This is a genomic window from Rhodanobacter denitrificans (genome assembly GCF_000230695.2).
Lineage (GTDB): Bacteria > Pseudomonadota > Gammaproteobacteria > Xanthomonadales > Rhodanobacteraceae > Rhodanobacter > Rhodanobacter denitrificans.
Genome location: NC_020541.1, coordinates 617,969 through 637,579 on the forward strand (window position 1 = coordinate 617,969; position 19,611 = coordinate 637,579).

Genomic DNA, 19,611 nt, shown 5'->3' on the forward strand with positions numbered 1-19,611 from the left:
CATCCGGCGCGGGCGATGGGGTGTGTGCGTGCGTTCACCGTCTGCGGATGCTTCCTGTCGCATCCGCACGTCAACTCGCGAGGAGGTCGGATCATGTTTGAAAACCAGCAGCGTGACGATGTCGAGGCATTGATGAAGGCCGACGCTGAATTCCGGCGGCTCTATCAGCATCATCGGGAGCTCGACAGCAAGGTGCACGACGCCGACATCGGCGTGCTGCCCATCGACGACGTCACCCTTGCCAGCATGAAGAAGGAGAAACTGCTGGCCAAGGCGCGGCTCGAGCGCATGTGGGCAAGTCGGGCGCACCTCATCCACTGAGTCTGCTGCTTCACGCGAACGCGGCCCCGGCCTTTCCCGCGCAGCGGGCGAGGTGCCGGGGCCGCCGCGTTTGCGGCGTACGCCCGGGTCGAGCGGTTATCATGGCGATCCTGCAGCCGCGGCATCGCCCGCGGCCGCCCCAGCGACGGAGTCCCCATGACGGTCCACCAGAGTGTCCTCGAACTGATCGGACGTACCCCGATGGTGCGCGCGCAGCGCCTGGACACCGGGCCGTGCGAACTGTTCCTCAAGCTGGAGAGCACCAACCCCGGCGGCTCGATCAAGGACCGCATCGGCCTGTCGATGATCGAGGGCGCCGAGAAGGACGGCCGCATCCGCCCGGGCGACATCCTGGTCGAAGGTACCGCCGGCAACACCGGCCTGGGGCTGGCGCTGGTCGCGCAGCAGAAAGGCTACCGCCTGATCCTGGTGGTGCCGGACAAGATGAGCCGCGAGAAGATCTTCAACCTCAAGGCGATGGGCGCGGAAGTGGTGCTGACCCGCTCCGACGTGGCCAAGGGCCACCCCGAGTACTACCAGGACATGGCCGAGCGGATCGCGCGCGAAACGCCCGGCGCCTACTTCATCAACCAGTTCGGCAACCCCGACAATCCGGCCGCGCACATCGCCACCACCGGGCCGGAGATCCTCGAACAGATGGACGGTCAGGTCGACGCGATCGTGGTCGGCTGCGGCTCGTCGGGCACGCTGAGCGGCCTGTCGAAATTCTTCGCCGGGCACTCGCCGCAGACCGAACTCATCCTGGCCGACCCGGTCGGTTCGATCCTGGCGCAGTACATCAACGAGGGCACGCTCTCGACCAAGTCCGCCAGCTGGATGGTCGAGGGCATCGGCGAGGATTTCCTGCCCTCGATCAGCGACTTCACCCGGGTCAAGAAGGCCTATGCGATTCCCGACAAGGAAAGCTTCCTCACCGCGCGCGAACTGCTGGCGAAGGAAGGCATCCTGGGCGGCTCGTCCACCGGCACCCTGGTCGCCGCGGCGCTGCGCTACTGCCGCGAGCAGACCAACCCGAAGCGCGTGGTCACCCTGGTCTGCGACACCGGCAACAAGTACCTGTCCAAGCTCTACAACGACTACTGGATGCTCGACAACGGCTTCATCGAACGCGAGCAGCACGGCGACCTGCGCGACCTGCTGCTGCGCCCGTTCGCCCAGCGCGACACCGTGGTGGTCGGCCCGAACGAGCTGCTGATCACCGCCTACAACCGCATGAAGCTGTACGACGTGTCGCAGCTGCCGGTGATGGACGGGCGCAAGCTGATGGGCATCATCGACGAGTCTGACGTGCTGATGCACGTGCACGCCGACGAGACGCGCTTCCGCGACCCGGTGTCCACCGCGATGATCACCAGCCTGCAGAAGCTCGACGTGCGTTCGCCGGTCGAGTCGCTGCTGCCGGTGTTCGAGCGCGGCCACGTGGCGATCGTGGTCGACGGCGAGGACTTCCTCGGCCTGATCACCCGGATCGACCTGCTGAACTGGCTGCGCCGCAAGGTGGATTGAACGATTCGGCGCCGCGCCGGTGCGTAGCCGCCGGTGCGCGAAAGGTTGCGTCAATGCAGTGCAGCCACAATCGCTTGCCCATGGCGGGGTCCGAGGCTCCGCCACCCAACCCAGGGAGCTGCCCCGATGTGCGGAATTGTTGCTGCCGTAGCCCAGCGTGACGTCGCGCCGCTGCTGATCGCCGGCCTGAAAGCCCTCGAATATCGCGGCTACGACTCCTCCGGCGTGGCCGTGCTCGACCGCGGCACGATCCGCCGCGTGCGCGCCAAGGGCAAGGTGCGCGAGATGGAGGCGCTGTACCTGGCCGATCCGCTGCCCGGCGGCACCGGCATCGCGCATACGCGCTGGGCCACCCACGGCGTGCCGAACGAGGCGAACGCGCACCCGCACATTGCCGGCCGGGTGGCGATCGTGCACAACGGCATCATCGAGAACTACGTCAGCCTGCGCGCCGAGCTGCAGGCCGGCGGCCACGTGTTCACTTCCGAAACCGACACCGAAGTGATGGCCGCGCTGATCGACCGCCACATCGGCCAGGGCATGAAGCTGCGCGAGGCGGTGCTGGCCACCGTACGCGAGCTGGAAGGCGCCTACGCCATCGCGGTGATCAGCAGCGACGAGCCCGACCGCGTGGTCGGTGCGCGGCGCGGCGCGCCGCTGCTGGTCGGCGTGGGCATCGGCGAGAACTTCCTCGGCTCCGACGCGCAGGCGCTGATCCAGGTCACCAACCGGATGATCTACCTCGACGAGGACGACGTGGTCGAGATCACCCGCGACAGCGTGCAGGTGTACGGCCTCGACGGCATGCCGGTCGAGCGCGCGGTGCACGAGAGCGAGCTGTCCACCGACGCGGTCGAGCGCGGCGAGTACCGCCACTACATGCAGAAGGAGATCTTCGAGCAGCCGCGCGCGGTGGCCGACACGCTGGAGGCGCGCATCGGCCCGCACGGCGTGCTGCCGAACATCTTCGGCATCGACAGCGGCGCCTTGCTGCAGGCCACCCGCGGCCTGCACATCGTCGCCTGCGGCACCAGCTACCACGCCGGCCTGGTCGCCAAGTACTGGATCGAGGAGTACGCGCGACTGCCGGTCGCGGTGGAAGTGGCCAGCGAGTACCGCTACCGCGAGACGGTGGTGCCCGAGGGCACGCTGTTCGTGGCGATCTCGCAATCCGGCGAAACCGCCGACACCCTGGCGGCGATGCGCGAATCGCGCCGCCGCGGCTACCTCGGCACGCTGGCGATCTGCAACGTGCCCGAATCCTCGGTGGTGCGCGAGGCCGACCTGAAGCTGATGACCCGCGCCGGCCCCGAGATCGGCGTGGCTTCGACCAAGGCCTTCACCACCCAGCTGGCCGGGCTCGCCCTGCTGACGCTGGAGCTGGCCCGCCGCCACGGCCTCGACGACGACCGTTACGCGGCGCTGTGCGCCGAGCTGCAGCGCCTGCCGCGTGCGATCGGGGAGGCGCTGCAGATGGAACCGGCGATCATCGAACTGGCAGCCGACTTCATCCAGCGCCAGCATGCGCTGTTCCTCGGCCGCGGCGTGCAGTATCCGGTGGCGCTGGAGGGTGCGCTGAAGCTCAAGGAAATCTCCTACATCCACGCCGAAGCGTATGCGGCCGGCGAACTCAAGCACGGCCCGCTGGCGCTGGTCGACGAGAACATGCCGGTGGTGGCGGTGGCGCCGAACGGCCCGCTGCTGGACAAGCTGAAATCCAACCTGCAGGAAGTACGCGCCCGCGGCGGGCGCCTGATCGTGTTCGCCGACGGTGCTGCCGGCATGGACGACATGGCCGGCAGCGGCACCATGCTGCGGGTGGAATCCGGCGGCAGCTTCATCGCCCCGGCCGTGTTCACCGTGCCGCTGCAACTGCTGGCCTACCACGTCGCCGTGCTGCGCGGCACCGACGTCGACCAGCCGCGCAACCTGGCCAAGTCGGTCACCGTGGAATGAGGCGGTGAATGGCCATGCGGCCCGCGCAGGCCTTTGCACACGGTAGTTGATCGAGGTCAAGCTCCCTGCGCGCGGCGCCGCTAGATTGGCCTGCGTGAAGGAGGGCCGCGGCATGCAGGACATCCTGGCCTATGCCAGCAGTTTCGCCACGTGGTCGCGGGGTCCGGCGTACGCGGCGCGCCTGGCCGGTGCGCTGGATGCCTCGTTGACCGGCCTCTACGTCAGTCCGTCGCCGTTGGCGCTGGCGCCGACCTACGAGACGCCGGAGCTGATGACCTACGTGCTGGAAGGCATCCACGAACTGGTGGAGAGCGCTTCCGCCGCCGCCCCTGCGTTCGTCCGCTGGGCCGGCGAACACGGGGCGAAAAAGGCAGCCTGGCAGGTCGCCGAAGGCGATCTGCCGAGCGTGCTTGGGCACATCGGCAACTGGCACGATCTGCTGGTGCTGGAACGCACGCCGGTGCCGGAGGAGAGCGCCGCCGAACTGGGCCGTATTGCGCTTTCCGTGGAGATTCCGTGTTTGATCGTGCCGCCGGAGGGGACGCCGTCGCCCACGCCGGAATGCATTGCCGTGGCTTGGAACGGCTCGCCCGAGGCGATCCGGGCGATCCATGCGGCGCGACCGCTGCTGGCGCGCGCCGGCCGCGTGGTCGTGCTGAGTGGAACACCACGAAAGGCCCTCACCGAGATCGACTGGAAGCCGCAGTTCGACCTGGACGTCTATCTCCGGCGGCACGGCGTCCGTGCCGAGGAACGCCGGCTGCTCGCCAGCGACGAAGAGGCCGGCCAGGCCCTGCTCGCGGCGGCGGCGGAGGTTGACGCCGGCCTGCTGGTGATGGGTGCCTATGGCCGCACCCGTTTCAGCGAATGGTTCTTCGGCGGCGCCACCCGCCATGTCCTGAGTCATGCCGACATTCCGGTGGTGATGCGGCATTGACGTCCGTGTAGCCGCCTTGCACACACCCGCAGGAGGTTCGATATGCCGAACACGATGGTAGTCGTCACCGACAGCGTGAGGGCGCGATGCTTCGAGGCGGCTGCGAAGCCCGCGGCGTGGACCGAGGTCGCCTGCCTGGTCAACCCCGATGGCCGCGCGCTCGGCCGCGATGCGCCGACCGACCGCCTGCCGCGCACCAACGAGAGCGCGGGGCCGTCGCGCCATGCCATCGAACCGCACACGAGCCTGCCCGGGAAAAGCCTCGATGCGTTTGCGCGTACCATCGGCGAGACGCTGGAACACGACCACCGCACCGGGCGCTTCGAGCGCCTGGTGCTGGTCGCGGCGCCGCATCTGCTCGGTGTGTTGCACACGCACTTCAGCAAGTCCCTGCGTGCCAGCATCGTCGGTGAACTCAAGCTCGACATCGCCGGGCTGACGGCCGACGAGATCCATGCGCGACTGCCGCGGGAATGGCTCAGGTAGGCGGGGCCCGCCGCCTGGAGCCGTCCGTCCCGGGCACGGCTGCTACCTGCCGGTTCATGCCTGCAGGCTCCGCTCGCCGACATCCATGAATCGCCGCTTGGCCAGTTCGACCAGCAGCAGGTAGGTGGCCGTCGCCGCCAGCAGAAACCCGAAGAAGGCGGCCGGCAGCGGCGTCATGCCCAGCCGGGGCGCGAGCGGCGTCCACGGCAGCACTATGCCGATGGCGAGCGCCGCCAGCACGCCGATCGCCAGCGGCAAACTTGGGCGGCTGCGCAGCGGATTGCCGGCGGTGCGGATGACGAACAGCACCAGGGTCTGGGTGGCGAGCGATTCGATGAACCAGCCCGTGTGGAACGCTGCCTCCGACGCGTGCAGCCAGTGCAGCAACACGTAGAACGTGGCGAAGTCGTACAGCGAACTGATCGGCCCCACGCCGAGCATGAAGCGCCGGATCACGGCCACGCTCCATCGCCGCGGCCGCCGCAGCTGCGCCTCGTCCACGTGGTCGGTCGGGATGGCGGTCTGCGCCAGGTCGTAGAGGAAGTTGTTGAGCAGGATCTGGGTCGGCAACATGGGCAGGAACGGCAGGAATAGCGTGCCGGCGGCCATGCTGAACATGTTGCCGAAGTTGGAACTGGTACCCATCAGCAGGTATTTCATCACGTTGGCGAACGCCCGGCGCCCCTCGATGACGCCGGCATGCAAGATCCCCAGGTCGCGCTCGCGCAGCACGATGTCGGCCGCGTCGCGGGCCACGTCCACCGCATCGGCCACCGAGATGCCCACGTCGGCGGCGTGCAGCGACGGTGCGTCGTTGATGCCGTCGCCGAGGAAACCGACCACGCAGTTGCGCGCCTTGAGCGCCAGCACGATGCGGTGCTTCTGCGCGGGCGACACCCGCGCGAACACGCTGCTGCGCTCGGCCAGGACACCGAGCGCGGCCTCGCCGAGCGCGTCGATTTCCGTCCCGCTGACGAGTTGGCCGACGTCGATGCCGACCTGCGCGCATACGTGCCGCGCCACCTTCTCGTTGTCGCCGGTGAGGATCTTCACCGCGATGCCGTCCTGCGCCAGTGCGCGCAGGGACTCGGCCACGCCGGGGATCAGCGGGTCGGCGAACGTGACGAAGCCGGCCAGCACCAGCGCGGCCTCGTCGGCCACCGTGTAGCGATCCTGTGCCGGCACGTTGCGCCAGGCCACCGCCAGCACGCGCAAGCCCTGTTCGCCGAACGCCTCGTAGCTTTGCGTGCAGCGGGCCGTGGCGGCGGCGTCGAGCGGCCGCACCGCGCCGCCCACCTCATACTGCGTGCATGCGGCGAGCACGGATTCCGGCGCGCCCTTGACGACCAGCAGCCGCTCGCCGCCGTGCTCGAGCACGACGCACAGCCGGCGCCGCTCGAAGTCGAACGGGATCTCGTCGAGCTTGCGGTACCCGCCGGTGTCCAGCGTGGCGTGCAGCAGGATGGCCGCATCGAGCGGGCTGCGGATGCCGGTCTCGAACGCGGCGTTGAGTTGGGCCAGCCGCAGCGTGCGTGCGGACGCCTCGCCGAACGGATCGACCGTGGCGGCGACCGCGGTCTCGCTGCTGGTCAGGGTGCCGGTCTTGTCGCTCAGCAGCACCGTCATGCTGCCGAAGTCCTCGATGGCGGCAAGGTGCTTGACGATGACCCGCCGGCGCGCCATGCGCACCGCGCCGCGGGCCAGCGTGACGGCGGTGATCATCGGCATGAACTCGGGCGTGAGCCCCACGGCCAGCGCCAGCGCGAACAGCAGGGTCTGCAGGGGCGGGCGGTGCAGCACGGCGCCGACGAGCAGCACGCCGAGCAGCAGGAACACCACGGTGTGCATGATCAGCCGGGAAAAATCCCCCAGGCCGCGCTCGAACTCGGTTTGCGGCGGACGCTCGGACAGCGTTTCGGCGACATCGCCGAAGGCCGTGCGGCGCCCGGTCGCGTAGACCAGTGCCGTCGCCGTGCCGGCTACCACCGAGGTGCCGAGGAAAACCAGCTGTCTTGCGTCCGCGCCGTCGGCCGCGTCGTCCGCCGGCTGCTTCTCCACCGGTGCCGATTCGCCGGTCAGCGCGGCCTGCTGCACGTGCAGGTCGCGCGCGTCGATCAGGCGCGCATCGGCCGGCACCCGGTTGCCGGCGGACAGCCGGATCACGTCGCCGGCCACCAGCTCGCGGCGCGGCAGTTCCTGCCAGCGGTCGTCGCGGCGAACCGTCGCCATCGGCGCGATTTCCTCGCGCAGGCGGTTGGCCGCCTGCTGCGAGCGATAGCTGAGCGTGAAGTTGAGCGTCACGCTCAGCAGCACGATGGCGACGATGATGGCGGCGCCGGCCCAGTCGCCGAGGAACCCGGAGACGCCTGCCGCCAGCAGCAGGATGACCACCAGCGGGTTGGCGAACAGGCCGGGCAGCACGGCGATCGCGCCGCGGCGGCCGGCCGCGCGGGCCTCGTTCGGGCCATCGCGCAGCAGCCGGCGCGCGGCCTCCGGCCCGGACAGGCCGTCCGCACGGCTTTCCATGGCGCGGAACAGCCCGGCCAGCGAGGTGTCCACCGGGTTCCGCGCCGGAGAGGAAGGTGCGCCGATGTCGTTCATGATGCTGGCGACATTGCAGGTTGTGCGGTGGCGCCGCGTTGACGTCGGTCAACTGGTCCGGGCGTTCCCGGGGCGGACTGGAACGCCCCGCCTGCGCCAGGCGGTCATTGCGCAGCGTGCGCCGTCGCTCAGGCGCGCCCGTAGACGTCGTCGTAACGCACGATGTCGTCTTCGCCGAGATAGCTGCCGGATTGCACCTCGATCAGTTCCAGCGCGACCTTGCCCGGGTTGCGCAGGCGGTGCCTGCTGCCCAGCGGGATGTAGGTGCTCTGGTTCTCGCCGAGCAGGAACACCTTGTCGTCGCAGGTGACCTCGGCGGTGCCGGAGACCACCACCCAGTGCTCGGCGCGGTGGTGGTGTTTCTGCAGGCTCAGGCTGGCGCCGGGCTTGACCACGATGCGCTTGACCTGGAAGCGCGGGCCTTCCTCCAGCGAGTCATAGCTGCCCCACGGCCGGTACACCACGCGGTGCAGCGAGTGCTCGCTGCGGCCGGCGGCCTTCAGCTGCTCGACGATCTTCTTCACGTCCTGCGCGGCGTTGCGGTGCGCCACCAGGGTGGCGTCCGGCGTGGTCACCACGATCAGGTCGTCGACGCCGACGGTGGCGAGCAGGTGGCGCTCGTGCGAACGCAGCAGCGAATTGCGTGTGTCCACCGCCAGCGTGTCGCCTTCGCGCAGGTTGCCGTCGGCGTCCTTGTCGCCGGTGAGCCACAGCGCCGACCACGAGCCGATGTCGCTCCACGCGCAGCTGACCGGGATCACCGCGGCACGCCGGGTCTTTTCCATCACCGCGTAGTCGATCGACTTGTCCGGCACCCGCGCGAAGGCGTCATGGTCGATGCGCACGAAGTCGAGGTCGGCAGTGGCTTTGGCGTGCGCCTCGCGCACCGCGGCCAGCATCGCCGGCGCGTGCGCGGCCAGTTCCTCCAGGTAGCGCGCGGCCTTGAACAGGAACATGCCGGAATTCCAGTCGTAGCCGCCGTCGGCGAGGTAGGACTCGGCCGTGGCCAGGTCGGGCTTCTCGACGAATTGCCCGACACTGAAACCGTGGTCGTCGATCGCGGCGGCGCGACGGATGTAGCCGAAGCCAGTCTCCGGGCGATCCGGGCGGATGCCGAACGTCACCAGCCAGCCCTGCGCGGCCAGCGGCAACGCCTGTTTCACCGCCTCGACGAAGGCAGCGGTGTCGCCGATCAGGTGGTCGGCCGGCAGCACCAGCAAGGTGGCGTCGGCATCGCGCTGCAGTGCGCTGAGCGCGCCCAGCGCGATCGCCGGCGCGGTATTGCGTGCCAGCGGCTCCAGCACGATGGTGGCGTCATCGATGCCCGCTTCCAGCAACTGGTCGGCGGCGAGGAAGCGATGGTCCTCGCTGGCCACCACGATCGGCGCGGCGACATGCGGCAACTGGCGGGTTCGCGCGATGGTCTGCTGGAACAGCGTGCCCTTGCCGGCCAATGCCAGGAACTGCTTGGGCAGGTTCTTGCGCGACACCGGCCACAGGCGCGTGCCGCTGCCACCGCTGAGGATGAGGGGAATCAGCATGGGCTCAATGTCCTTTCTGATCGAGTTGAGTCACGACTTCGTGCAGGCCTTGCCGCCAATCGGGTAGCGCGAAATCGAAGTGCCGCTGGAAGCCTGCATTGTCCAGCAGGGAGTACGCCGGGCGCACCGCGGGTGTCGGGAAGTCGGTGCTGCCGATCGGAACCACCCGTGGCACGTGCGTAATCGCGCCCAATGCGAAAGCCTGCTCGAAGATCGCGCAGGCAAAGCCGTACCAGGTCGTGGCACCGCTGGCGACCAGGTGATGAGTGCCATTCAGTTCGTGGCGCTGCGCGGTATCGGATCGTTGCCAGCGGTCGAGCGTGGCCAGGCTGGCGTTGACGATCAGGTTGGTATCGGTCGGCGCCCCGTGCTGGTCGGCGACCACGCGCAGTTCGTCGCGCTCGGCACCCAGCCGCAGCATGGTGCGCAGGAAGTTGTGACCGTGCGCGGCGTACACCCATGCGGTGCGGAAGATCAGGTGATCGGCGCCGCTGTCGCGCAACGCCTGTTCGCCGGCCAGTTTGCTGCGGCCGTAGGCGCCCAGCGGGCCGGTGGCGGCGTTGACGGTGTACGGCTGCGACTGGCTGCCGTCGAAGACGTAGTCGGTCGAGTAATGGATCACCAGCGCGTCGTGTGCGGCTGCCCAGTGGCCGAGCACGCCGACCGCTTCGCCGTTGACGCGGGTGGCCAGATCCTCTTCCTGCTCGGCGCGATCGACGGCGGTGTAGGCGGCGGTGTTGACGATCACGTCCGGTCGGATGCGATCAAGCAGGGCTGGCAATGATTCGGGAATCGAGAGGTCGGCGGCCTCGCCGTGTCCGCCCGCCGCCAATACGCCATCGCGACTGGTGGCGACGAGTTCGCCGCGTGCTGCGAGGCCGCGGTGATCGAGGAACGTGCGGCCAAGCTGGCCGTTGGCACCGAGCAGCAGGATCTTCACGGCATGAAAACCGGCAGGCGCTCGGCGGCAACGTCCTGCAGCAGCGGTGCCTTGCCGTCCTTGTCCGACAACAACGGCTCGCTGATCGGCCAGTCGATGCCGAGCGCAGCATCGTTCCAGCGGATGCTGGCATCCGCCTTGGCGTCGTACAGCGCGGTGCACTGGTAGGTGAAGGTGGCGAACTCGGACAGTACGCAGAAGCCGTGCGCGAAACCTTCCGGGATCCAGAAATGGCGATGGTTGTCGGCGGTCAGCATCACGCCGGCCGATTGCCCAAAGGTGGGCGAATCGCGGCGGATATCCACCGCCACGTCATACACCTCGCCTTCCAGCACGCTGACCAGCTTGCCTTGCGGGTTGGGCCATTGGTAATGCAGACCGCGCAGCACGCCGCGGGCGGAGCGCGAGACGTTGGACTGCACGAAATCGGAAGTGATGCCGGCCTCGCGGTATTTGGCCTTGTTGTAGCTTTCGTAGAAGAAGCCGCGGGCGTCGCCGAACACCTGCGGTTCGAGGATCAGGGCGCCAGACAGGGTTGTTTCGATCACTTTCATCGTGCGTGTCCTTGCTTGATCAGATCCTTCAGGTACTGCCCGTAACCGGTCTTGGCCAGCGGCGCGGCCAGCGCCAGCAACTGCTCGGCATTGATCCAGCCGTTGAGATAGGCGATCTCCTCCGGGCAACACACCTTCAGGCCCTGCCGGTTCTCGATCGTCTCGATGTAGTTGCCCGCTTCCATCAGCGACTCGTGGGTGCCGGTGTCGAGCCAGGCGAAGCCGCGGCCGAGCTGCTCCAGGTGCAGCGAGTCGTCGTCGAGGTAGCAGCGGTTGAGGTCGGTGATCTCCAGCTCGCCGCGTGGCGAGGGTTTCAGCGAGGCGGCGTAGTCGCACACACGGCCATCGTAGAAGTAGAGGCCCGTGACGGCGTAATGCGACTTCGGTTGGGCCGGCTTTTCCTCCAGTCCAACCACCTTGCCGGCGGCGTCGAACTCGGCCACGCCGTAGCGCTCCGGGTCCTTGACCCAGTAGCCGAACACCGTGGCGCCATGCTCGCGCGCGGCGGCGCGCTTGAGGCGCTCGGTGAAGCCGTGGCCGTAGAAGATGTTGTCGCCCAGCACCAGGCAACTGGGCTTGCCGTCGACGAAGTCGCGGCCGATGGTGAACGCCTGCGCCAGCCCGTCGGGCGAGGGCTGCGCCGCGTAATGGATGTCGATGCCCCATTGCGAGCCATCGCCGAGCAGGCGCTGGAACATCGACTGTTCGTGCGGGGTGTTGATCACCAGCACCTCGCGGATGCCGGCCAGCATCAGCGTGGCCAGCGGGTAGTAGATCATCGGCTTGTCGTACACCGGCAGCAGCTGCTTGCTGATGGCGCGGGTGATCGGGTGCAGCCTGGTGCCGGAACCACCGGCGAGGATGATGCCTTTCTCCGTATTGTTCATGCGCCGAGTCGCTCCATGCGGTAGCTGCCGTCGAGTACGCGCTGCACCCACGGCTGGTGGTCGAGGTACCAGTCCACCGTCGCCGCGATGCCGCTCTCGAAGGTCTGCGACGGTTTCCAGCCCAGTTCGCGCTGCAACTTGGCCGAGTCGATCGCGTAGCGGCGATCGTGGCCGGGACGGTCCTTCACGTAGGTGATCAGCGATTCACGCGCGCGACCGTCGGCCAGCGGGCGGCGCGCGTCGAGCAGGGCGCAGATCGTCTTCACCACCGCGATGTTCTCGCGCTCGGCATTGCCGCCCACGTTGTAGGTCTCGCCTATCCTGCCGGCTTCCAGCACGCAGCGGATCGCCGAGCAGTGGTCGCCCACGAACAACCAGTCGCGGATGTTTTTCCCATCGCCGTAGACCGGCAGCGCTTCGCCGGCCAGCGCCTTGGCGGTCACCAGCGGGATGAGTTTTTCCGGGAACTGGTACGGGCCATAGTTGTTCGAGCAGTTGGTGGTGAGCACCGGCAGGCCGTAGGTGTGGTGGAACGCACGCACCAAGTGATCGGAGGCGGCCTTCGACGCCGAGTACGGCGAGTTCGGCGCGTACGGCGTGGTCTCGGTGAACTTGCCGTCGGCGCCGAGCGAGCCGTAGACCTCGTCGGTGGATACGTGCAGGAAACGGAACGCGTCGCGCGCCGCGCCTTCGAGCGAGCGCCAATAGTCGCGCGCACATTCGAGCAGCCCCAGTGTGCCGACCACGTTGGTCTGCACGAACTCGGCCGGGCCGTCGATCGAGCGGTCCACGTGCGATTCGGCGGCGAAGTTCACGATGGCATCGGGCTTGTGTTCGGCCAGCAGCTTCGCCACCAGTGCGCGGTCGCCGATGTCGCCCTGCACGAAAACGTGACGCGCATCGCCTTGCAGCGACGCCAGCGTGTCAGGGTTGCCGGCGTAGGTGAGCTTGTCCAGGTTGATCACGCAAAGGCCGTCAGCCACCGCCTGCAGCACGAAATTGGCGCCGATGAAGCCGGCCCCCCCGGTGATGAGCAGGGTCTTCATGGAGAACATGCATCCCTTCAGATATCGAAGCTCTTATTATGGCATGGCGGCCGCACAAGCCGACACGTGGCGCGGTGGCGAGCCTTCCGGGCAACGGCCAACGTTAGGGCAAAGTATGGCGGCCCGGGTACAATGCCTGATCCTCCACGTGGCGTCCGACATCTGCCGGCGTCACCATGCCTGTGATGCCATGCCATGCCCAAGAAGATGCCTGCCGCCCACCACGGACTCGGAACGCGCGCGATCCACGCCGGCCAGCATCCCGATCCGTCCACCGGCGCCATCATGACGCCGATCTACGCCACCTCGACCTACGTGCAGGAGAGCCCTGGCAAGCACAAGGGCTACGAGTATTCGCGCACGCAAAATCCTACGCGCATGGCCTACGAACGCTGCGTGGCGGACCTGGAAGGCGGCGTGGCCGGTTTCGCGTTCGCCTCCGGCCTGGCTGCCGCGGCGACCGTGCTGGACCTGCTCGACTCGGGCAGCCACATGATCGCGATGGATGACCTGTACGGCGGCACCTACCGCCTGTTCGAGAGGGTGCGCCGGCGCTCGGCCGGGCTCGACTTCAGCTTTATCGACCTGAACGACATGGCGGCGCTGAAGGCGGCACTGAAGCCGAACACGCGGATGATCTGGGCGGAGACGCCGACCAACCCGATGCTGAAGCTGGTCGACCTGGCCAAGGTCGCCGCGTTCGCGAAGAAGCACGGCCTGATCCTGGTGGTCGACAACACCTTCTGCTCGCCGATGGTGCAGCGACCGCTGGAATACGGCGCGGACCTGGTGCTGCATTCGGCCACCAAGTACATCAACGGCCATTCCGACATGGTCGGCGGCATCGTGGTCGCCAACGATCAGGAACTGGCCGGACAGATGGCTTTCCTGCAGAACTCGGTCGGCGCGGTGGCCGGCCCGTTCGATGCCTTCCTCGCCATGCGCGGCCTGAAGACCCTGCACCTGCGCATGCGCCAGCACTGCGCCAGCGCGCTGGAGCTGGCCACGTGGCTGCAGAAGCACCCGGCGGTCGAGCGGGTGATCTACCCCGGCCTGAAGAGCCACCCGCAGCACGCACTGGCCAAGCGTCAGATGCACGGCTTCGGAGGCATTGTCACCATCGAGGTGAAGGGCGGCCTGAAGAAGGCCAAGCGCATGCTGGAACGCTGCGAGCTATTCGCGTTGGCCGAATCGCTCGGCGGTGTCGAGAGCCTGATCGAGCATCCGGCGATCATGACCCACGCCTCGGTGCCCGCGGCCAACCGCAAGCGGCTGGGGATCAGCGATGGGCTGGTGCGGCTGTCAGTGGGGGTAGAAGATGTCAGCGATTTGCGCAATGAGTTGGGACATGTACTTGGCTGACTTGGAGAATGGCTGTTTGACAGAAACTCAATAAGTAAAAAGAATCTCGTATGCCATATAAATGGTCACCTCTGACAATTCCTCCTGGAATGCATTCCATTGATCTTGAGCTGGTCGCGACTGATGCGGGGGAGATGTGGTTTCCGATGTGCGATGAGGTGATGCGTGATTTTATACGCAACTCGGGAACTTGGGAGCCTTCCGTTGGGCGGGCACTGCTCGAGGCGATGCCGTCGCGTGCGGGGGCGGTGTTCGTCGATGTTGGTGCCAATGTGGGTTACTTTTCCCTGCTTGTGGCCAATGCTTTCCCGCTGGCGATTGTGCAAGCGTTCGAGCCGCATCCACTCACGTTCCAGGTTCTGCGAATGAATACCTGGCTGCTTGGTGATCGCGTATGTGCTTGGCCGGTGGCTTTATCAGATGCCAATGGTACGGTTGCGTTGAGCACGACACTTCACAACCTTGGTGACACAAAAGGGGTGCCGGGCAGTAGTGGTATGCGTGCCTCGACTGTTGCCCCTTCCATGCGGCTCGATGATCTCATCGGCGATATGAGCGTGGACTTGGTGAAAATTGACGTGCAGGGTGCTGAGCTTGCCGTTTTGTCAGGCATGCGAGGCGTAATTGACCGATCCCCTGGGGTGCGTATAGTGATGGAGTTTTCGCCGGGGCTTTTGCAGAAGAATGGTGTAGACGCGATGGCGGTGTTGTCGGAGCTTCGCTCGGGAGGTTTTAATCTCAGTTTGGTGTGCCCGGATGCGTTGTTTGCGGCGAGTGATGCCGAAATTCTGAGGTACTGCCAATCGGCGGGTGTGATGGGTCAGGCGAATTTACTTCTTAGTCGTACTATTTGAAGTAGAAGCTAAGATTACTTGGAGAGCTGAATGGACAAGGCTATTGTGGTTACCGGCGGAGCTGGCTTTATTGGTAGCGCGTTGGCGCATCGGCTCGGAGTGGGTGGATTGCCAATCATTGCCGTTGATAATCTTCACCCGCAGATACACCCGGATCGGAAAAGGCCTGATTCGTTGCCTGAATTCGCTGTCCTTGTGAAAGGCGACGTGACTGAGGCGAAAACATGGAATGAGGTGTTGGCACATTGGCGGCCGGAAATTCTTGTTCATCTTGCTGCCGAAACCGGCACTGGGCAGTCCCTGACCGAGGCTAGTCGCCATGCGAACGTTAATGTGGTCGGCACTACCGCCATGCTTGATGCGTTAACGCGTCATGGCGTCAAGCCGAGGCACGTCGTGCTGGCTTCCAGCCGTGCCGTTTATGGCGAGGGGGCGTGGTGTAGTGAAAGCGGAGCGGTGTTCTACCCGCCTCCACGTTCGCACGCGGTGCTGGCTTCGGGTCAGTGGGATCCGTTGCCGCCGGATGGCAACGGCAAGGTCACTCCTAAGATGCATTCCGGTCGCGATGTGTTTCCGGCGCCAACGAGCGTATATGGCGCAACCAAGCTTGCCCAAGAGCACATTTTGGGGGCTTGGTGTGGCGCTATGCAGGTTCCTCTGTCGATTTTTCGTCTTCAAAATGTCTATGGACCTGGACAGTCTCCGTATAACGCATACACTGGAATCATTACGTTATTTATTCGTCAGGCCCGTAAAGGACTTCAACTGGAGATTTACGAAGATGGCGAGATTGGTCGTGATTTCGTATTTATTGACGACGTCGTAGAAGCTATTGCGGCGGGTATTGCGAAGCCGCCGATGGATCGACGTCTACTGGATGTCGGTCACGGTGTGTCTACGACGATACGCGAGGCCGCCACTGTCATCGCCAGCCATCATGCTGCCCCCTTGCCCAAAGTGACCGGGAAGTTCCGCGATGGCGATGTACGCTGGGCCGTAGCGGATCCGGAGCCACTTGCCGACCAGCTTGGAGTGCGGGCCAAGGTTCCCTTTGAAGAAGGGGTGCGTCGCGTGGCAGAATGGTTGGTCGAGAAAGGGCACGCATAATGGTTGTTGAACTACCTCATGGACGATCTGGTACCGGCATCTTGGCGATCATCGACGGGTTGCCGCGAGATTGGATCGATAGTCTTCGTACTCTTGATGCCGAGGCCAGACGAGCTGGAATCCCCTTCTGGGTTGCCGCGCTCGATGGACCAACGACGAGCGGACTGCTGAGTGGATCGGGAGCAACCCTCGCCAAGCAATGGAGCCTTTCGAAGGCCGTGGAGGAAATGTTCGAGGCTTTGCCGAACATGGGATCCATCCTTCTTGTGACCTCGCCAGTATCCTTGCCCGAAGATGCGTTGGATCGTGCTGTTGGTTGGCTTGAAGGCGACTCGCGCATCGCGACGGTTTCGTTCCTGTCAAATGCTGCAGGACCATTCAGCTTCCCGTATCGGAACACGGCAACAGGGCATTGCTTGCCTGGGCATGACGAGAACAGCCTGACTAAGGTTTTGCGAAGAACGGCGCCTGACACGGAAAGTGTCCCTGTGCCGATGCCGGCAGGCCCCGCAATTCTGGTCAGTCGCACCATGCTTGCGTCGGTCGGTGGGTTCGACCCCGCGCTTGATCCGGGTGCGCGCGAATCGATTGCAGAGATGGCATTGCGATCCGCCAAGCGTGGATTCCAGCATCGACTGGATGCTGGCACTTACGTGTTTGCGCAATGGTTCAGCGGCTTTCCAGCCGTTGATGCAACAGAGGACGATAGTTGTCGACACCGATTGCATGTGATCGACTCGTCGTTTCCCGCGTTGTACGACTATCAGAAGCGGGTCGACACGACTCCGGCGGCCATCGCCATGAATGTCGCACGCAGCAAGGCGTCTGGATTGCGCATTCTTATCGATGGCTCCTGCCTTGGGCCGATGGAGATGGGCACCCAAGTGCAGACCGTCGAGTTGCTGCGCGCGCTTGTGCGTCGCGACGACGTCCGTTCGATTGATGTTGCTGTGCCGAACGGTAAGATGCCGGATTATGCGGCTGATCTCGCCGCCGATATGAAGGTTCGCCTGCTGAATTCGGAGAGCCTGAATTTTGATGATGCAACGATGGTCGATATTCTGCATCGCCCGTTCCAGCCTGATCGCCCCATTCCCTGGGCACGTTGGCGTTCGCTTGCCAAGCGAGTAGTAGTTACGCTGCAGGATCTGATTGCGTATCGTATCGGCACCTATCATCCAACGGGCCAAGACTGGTTGAATTACCGGCACAACATAGCCGAAGCATGCGCGCATGCTGACCATGTGGTGGTGATCTCGGAGGATACGCGTCAATCGATCATCGAGGAGCGCATGGATATCTCGCGGGAGCAGGTGACTACGGTCAAAAACGGTTGCAATCATCTGGACGAGACAGCCGATGAAGAGTCGCCGTTGCTGCTGATCGAAAAGGGAATGATCGCCTGCAAGTTTATTTTGGTGCTGGGGGCGACCTACGCGCACAAGAATCGTGACCTGGCAATTCGGGTTTGGCAGCGGTTGCGCGAGCGAGGGCACCCTCTCGCCTTAGTCATGGCGGGCGCCAATGTTCCAAAGGGCTCATCACGGGCCGAGGAGGCTGTGGCGCGGCGCGCTGGCGACGACATGTTGATGTGTCTTCCTGATGTCAGTAGCGGGGTTCGAACTTGGCTGCTCAGGCATGCTTCGGTCGTGTTGTATCCCACATCGGCGGAAGGATTTGGGCTTATCCCATTCGAGGCGGCAGCCATGGGGACCCCCACTGCTCACGTCAATTTCGGACCCTTGCGCGAGCTCATAGATGATCCCGCGGCGCCCCGCAATTGGGTGGTCGATAACCTTGCCGACTATACGGAAGCGTTACTTATCGACCCCGGTGCGGCAAGGGAGAACATTGACCGCATTTTGCGTGGCGGTGCGCCGCTGACTTGGGACGAGACAGCAAGCGGTCTCGTTGATACCTACCGGCGCGCCTTGGCGTGCCCGCCCCGTAACTAGGGATTCGCCCGATTATGAATGAACAGGGTACTGTCATGAACACAACCAATCTGGACGATATTTCGCTCGAACAGGCGCTGATCGACTTCGAGGTCGCAAACACGAGGGTCATTGATTTGACCGCACGCCTCACGGCGCTCAGCAAGGAGTTGCTTCAGGCGAAGACCGAGCTTGCCACGATAAAGCTGCGAGGGTCGGTTCCTGTCGACAGCGCTGCCTATCGGGCAATCAACGTCGGCGACATGGGCGAGCTTGCGCATTTGCGTGAGGTGGTACGCCAGCTGCGAGCGTCCCGCGTCGTGCGTGTTGCGCTGCTCTTCAGCAGCAAACTGCGTAAGGTGCTTGGATGATGTCAAAACCACGCATCCTGCATTGCATCACCGTCTACAATGGCCGGGCCTTCGTTCCTGCGGCAATTAAAAGCGCACTGCGATTCGATCAAGCCGACGCAGATGTAGATGTGCTCGTACTCGACGATGCGAGCCCGGAACCTGGTTGGAGCGAGGAGCTTTCGGCGTTTTGTCATAGACACGATGTCCTTTACTACCGGACCCCCCGTAATCTCGGCATCCCGCGCAACGTCAGTTTGGGCATGCTGACGGCGTTGAAGCGTGGTTACGACTACGTCGTCATCAGCAATTCCGACGTGCTTTATCCGCGTACGCTAATGTCATCGATGCTGTCGGTCGCGTGCCAAAAGGGCGTGGGATCGGTTACAGCTTGGTCGAACAACGTGTCGATCTATTCGTTGCCGAATCAGGATCCGAACAAGCATCTTAAGGATCAGGCGGTCGTGGACTGGCTGCACACGACGCTGAATGGCCATTTCGGCGACGCGGCAATGGATATTCCTGCCGGTATATCGTTCTGCATCATGATACCGATGGACGTCGTGAAGGACGTCGGCATCATGGATCCCTGCTTCGGCCGCGGATATTGTGAAGAGACGGACTGGAGTTTGCGAAGCTTGGCTGCCGGCTACCGCATCTGCCTGGCACCTGGCTCGTTCGTTTTTCACCATGGGCGTGGCTCCAACCTCGATGCGGGGCTGGTATCTGCCGGTGCGACCACAGTGCCAGCCAACGAGGCCATTATCGACCTGCGTTATCCGCAGTTTCGTCAGCAGGTCGAGGCGTTCATCTATTCAGGTATCCTGACGCGAGCGCACGAAGATGCATTGTCACGTATCGTCTTGGGTGCCGCACAGCAGTTCGGATACTCTCTCGAGGTGGGTTGGGTTGCCAAGGAAGATGGGAGCGAAAACGACGTCAGGGTATGCCTGTCGCCGGATGGCTTCAGCAGTAGCGCCCAGGTGTCTTTCCGTGGGTTCAGGCTGGATATTCCCTTCGATCCGGCGGACGCTGGCGGCAGTGTCAGAGCCTATTTCGATCGCGATCCGACAACGATTAATGTGTTTGACCGCGGGGCGCGATCGCAGCAGATCGATGAGGCTTTCCCGGGCAAGGCGAATTGGTCGAGGCGTAACTATCCGTCGCTGATATAACGGATAAGCATTGCGGTACGGAACTATGGTTTC

At 64.9% G+C, this 19,611-nt stretch carries 17 protein-coding genes; 11 read left to right on the forward strand and 6 right to left on the reverse strand.

Annotation, left to right across the window (positions count from 1 at the left end; genetic code table 11):
* Positions 1 to 93: 93 nt before the first annotated feature.
* From R2APBS1_RS02730 to R2APBS1_RS02750, 5 genes are all read left to right on the forward strand, one after another.
* Entirely contained in the window at positions 94 to 321 is a 228-nt protein-coding gene (locus R2APBS1_RS02730; RefSeq protein WP_007510956.1) for an HP1242/YdcH family protein, read from the forward strand.
* 156 nt (positions 322 to 477) lie between these two features.
* Entirely contained in the window at positions 478 to 1,848 is a 1,371-nt protein-coding gene (locus tag R2APBS1_RS02735) for a pyridoxal-phosphate dependent enzyme (protein ID WP_015446782.1), read from the forward strand.
* 126 nt (positions 1,849 to 1,974) lie between these two features.
* Entirely contained in the window at positions 1,975 to 3,804 is a 1,830-nt protein-coding gene (glmS, locus tag R2APBS1_RS02740) for a glutamine--fructose-6-phosphate transaminase (isomerizing) (protein ID WP_015446783.1), read from the forward strand.
* A 112-nt stretch (positions 3,805 to 3,916) separates the two neighbouring features.
* Complete coding sequence (locus R2APBS1_RS02745; protein ID WP_015446784.1) at positions 3,917 to 4,741, forward strand: universal stress protein; 825 nt, start codon at positions 3,917 to 3,919, stop codon at positions 4,739 to 4,741.
* 42 nt (positions 4,742 to 4,783) lie between these two features.
* Positions 4,784 to 5,227: a host attachment protein gene (locus R2APBS1_RS02750; RefSeq protein WP_015446785.1), complete on the forward strand. Its 444-nt coding sequence runs from the start codon at positions 4,784 to 4,786 to the stop codon at positions 5,225 to 5,227.
* A gap of 54 nt (positions 5,228 to 5,281) precedes the next feature.
* Here the strand turns inward: R2APBS1_RS02750 and mgtA are convergent, their stop codons facing one another.
* The 6 genes from mgtA to rfbB all read right to left on the reverse strand — a co-directional run bounded on the left by mgtA (position 5,282) and on the right by rfbB (position 12,796).
* A complete protein-coding gene (gene mgtA / locus R2APBS1_RS02755; RefSeq protein WP_015446786.1) occupies positions 5,282 to 7,828 on the reverse strand; it encodes a magnesium-translocating P-type ATPase in 2,547 nt (848 codons plus the stop codon).
* A gap of 128 nt (positions 7,829 to 7,956) precedes the next feature.
* A complete protein-coding gene (locus R2APBS1_RS02760; protein ID WP_015446787.1) occupies positions 7,957 to 9,369 on the reverse strand; it encodes a mannose-1-phosphate guanylyltransferase/mannose-6-phosphate isomerase in 1,413 nt (470 codons plus the stop codon).
* Between the two features lie 4 nt (positions 9,370 to 9,373).
* Positions 9,374 to 10,309 (reverse strand): dTDP-4-dehydrorhamnose reductase, encoded by a 936-nt coding sequence (gene rfbD, locus R2APBS1_RS02765; RefSeq protein WP_015446788.1) that lies wholly within the window; start codon positions 10,307 to 10,309, stop codon positions 9,374 to 9,376.
* Positions 10,306 to 10,863 (reverse strand): dTDP-4-dehydrorhamnose 3,5-epimerase, encoded by a 558-nt coding sequence (gene rfbC, locus R2APBS1_RS02770; protein WP_015446789.1) that lies wholly within the window; start codon positions 10,861 to 10,863, stop codon positions 10,306 to 10,308. Before rfbC ends, rfbD begins: the two co-directional genes overlap by 4 nt.
* On the reverse strand, positions 10,860 to 11,750 hold the full coding sequence (rfbA, locus tag R2APBS1_RS02775; protein ID WP_015446790.1) for a glucose-1-phosphate thymidylyltransferase RfbA: 891 nt from the start codon (positions 11,748 to 11,750) through the stop codon (positions 10,860 to 10,862). The genes rfbC and rfbA overlap by 4 nt, the downstream gene beginning before the upstream one ends.
* The gene (gene rfbB, locus R2APBS1_RS02780; RefSeq protein ID WP_041676849.1) at positions 11,747 to 12,796 is read right to left on the reverse strand and encodes a dTDP-glucose 4,6-dehydratase; all 1,050 of its coding nucleotides are present in this window, start codon (positions 12,794 to 12,796) and stop codon (positions 11,747 to 11,749) included. The genes rfbA and rfbB overlap by 4 nt, the downstream gene beginning before the upstream one ends.
* Before the next feature lie 195 nt (positions 12,797 to 12,991).
* On the opposite strand from rfbB, the gene R2APBS1_RS02785 reads away from it, so the two are divergent.
* The 6 genes from R2APBS1_RS02785 to R2APBS1_RS02810 all read left to right on the forward strand — a co-directional run bounded on the left by R2APBS1_RS02785 (position 12,992) and on the right by R2APBS1_RS02810 (position 19,578).
* Positions 12,992 to 14,158: a cystathionine gamma-synthase gene (locus R2APBS1_RS02785; protein ID WP_015446792.1), complete on the forward strand. Its 1,167-nt coding sequence runs from the start codon at positions 12,992 to 12,994 to the stop codon at positions 14,156 to 14,158.
* 89 nt (positions 14,159 to 14,247) lie between these two features.
* Positions 14,248 to 15,012, forward strand: a complete 765-nt coding sequence (locus R2APBS1_RS02790; protein ID WP_015446793.1) for an FkbM family methyltransferase — start codon at positions 14,248 to 14,250, stop codon at positions 15,010 to 15,012.
* 30 nt (positions 15,013 to 15,042) lie between these two features.
* On the forward strand, positions 15,043 to 16,119 hold the full coding sequence (locus tag R2APBS1_RS19490) for an NAD-dependent epimerase/dehydratase family protein (RefSeq protein ID WP_015446794.1): 1,077 nt from the start codon (positions 15,043 to 15,045) through the stop codon (positions 16,117 to 16,119).
* A gap of 41 nt (positions 16,120 to 16,160) precedes the next feature.
* Positions 16,161 to 18,074, forward strand: a complete 1,914-nt coding sequence (locus R2APBS1_RS19495; protein WP_236126991.1) for a glycosyltransferase — start codon at positions 16,161 to 16,163, stop codon at positions 18,072 to 18,074.
* A gap of 35 nt (positions 18,075 to 18,109) precedes the next feature.
* Complete coding sequence (locus R2APBS1_RS02805; RefSeq protein ID WP_015446796.1) at positions 18,110 to 18,424, forward strand: hypothetical protein; 315 nt, start codon at positions 18,110 to 18,112, stop codon at positions 18,422 to 18,424.
* Positions 18,421 to 19,578: a glycosyltransferase family 2 protein gene (locus R2APBS1_RS02810; RefSeq protein WP_015446797.1), complete on the forward strand. Its 1,158-nt coding sequence runs from the start codon at positions 18,421 to 18,423 to the stop codon at positions 19,576 to 19,578. Before R2APBS1_RS02805 ends, R2APBS1_RS02810 begins: the two co-directional genes overlap by 4 nt.
* Positions 19,579 to 19,611: the final 33 nt, after the last annotated feature.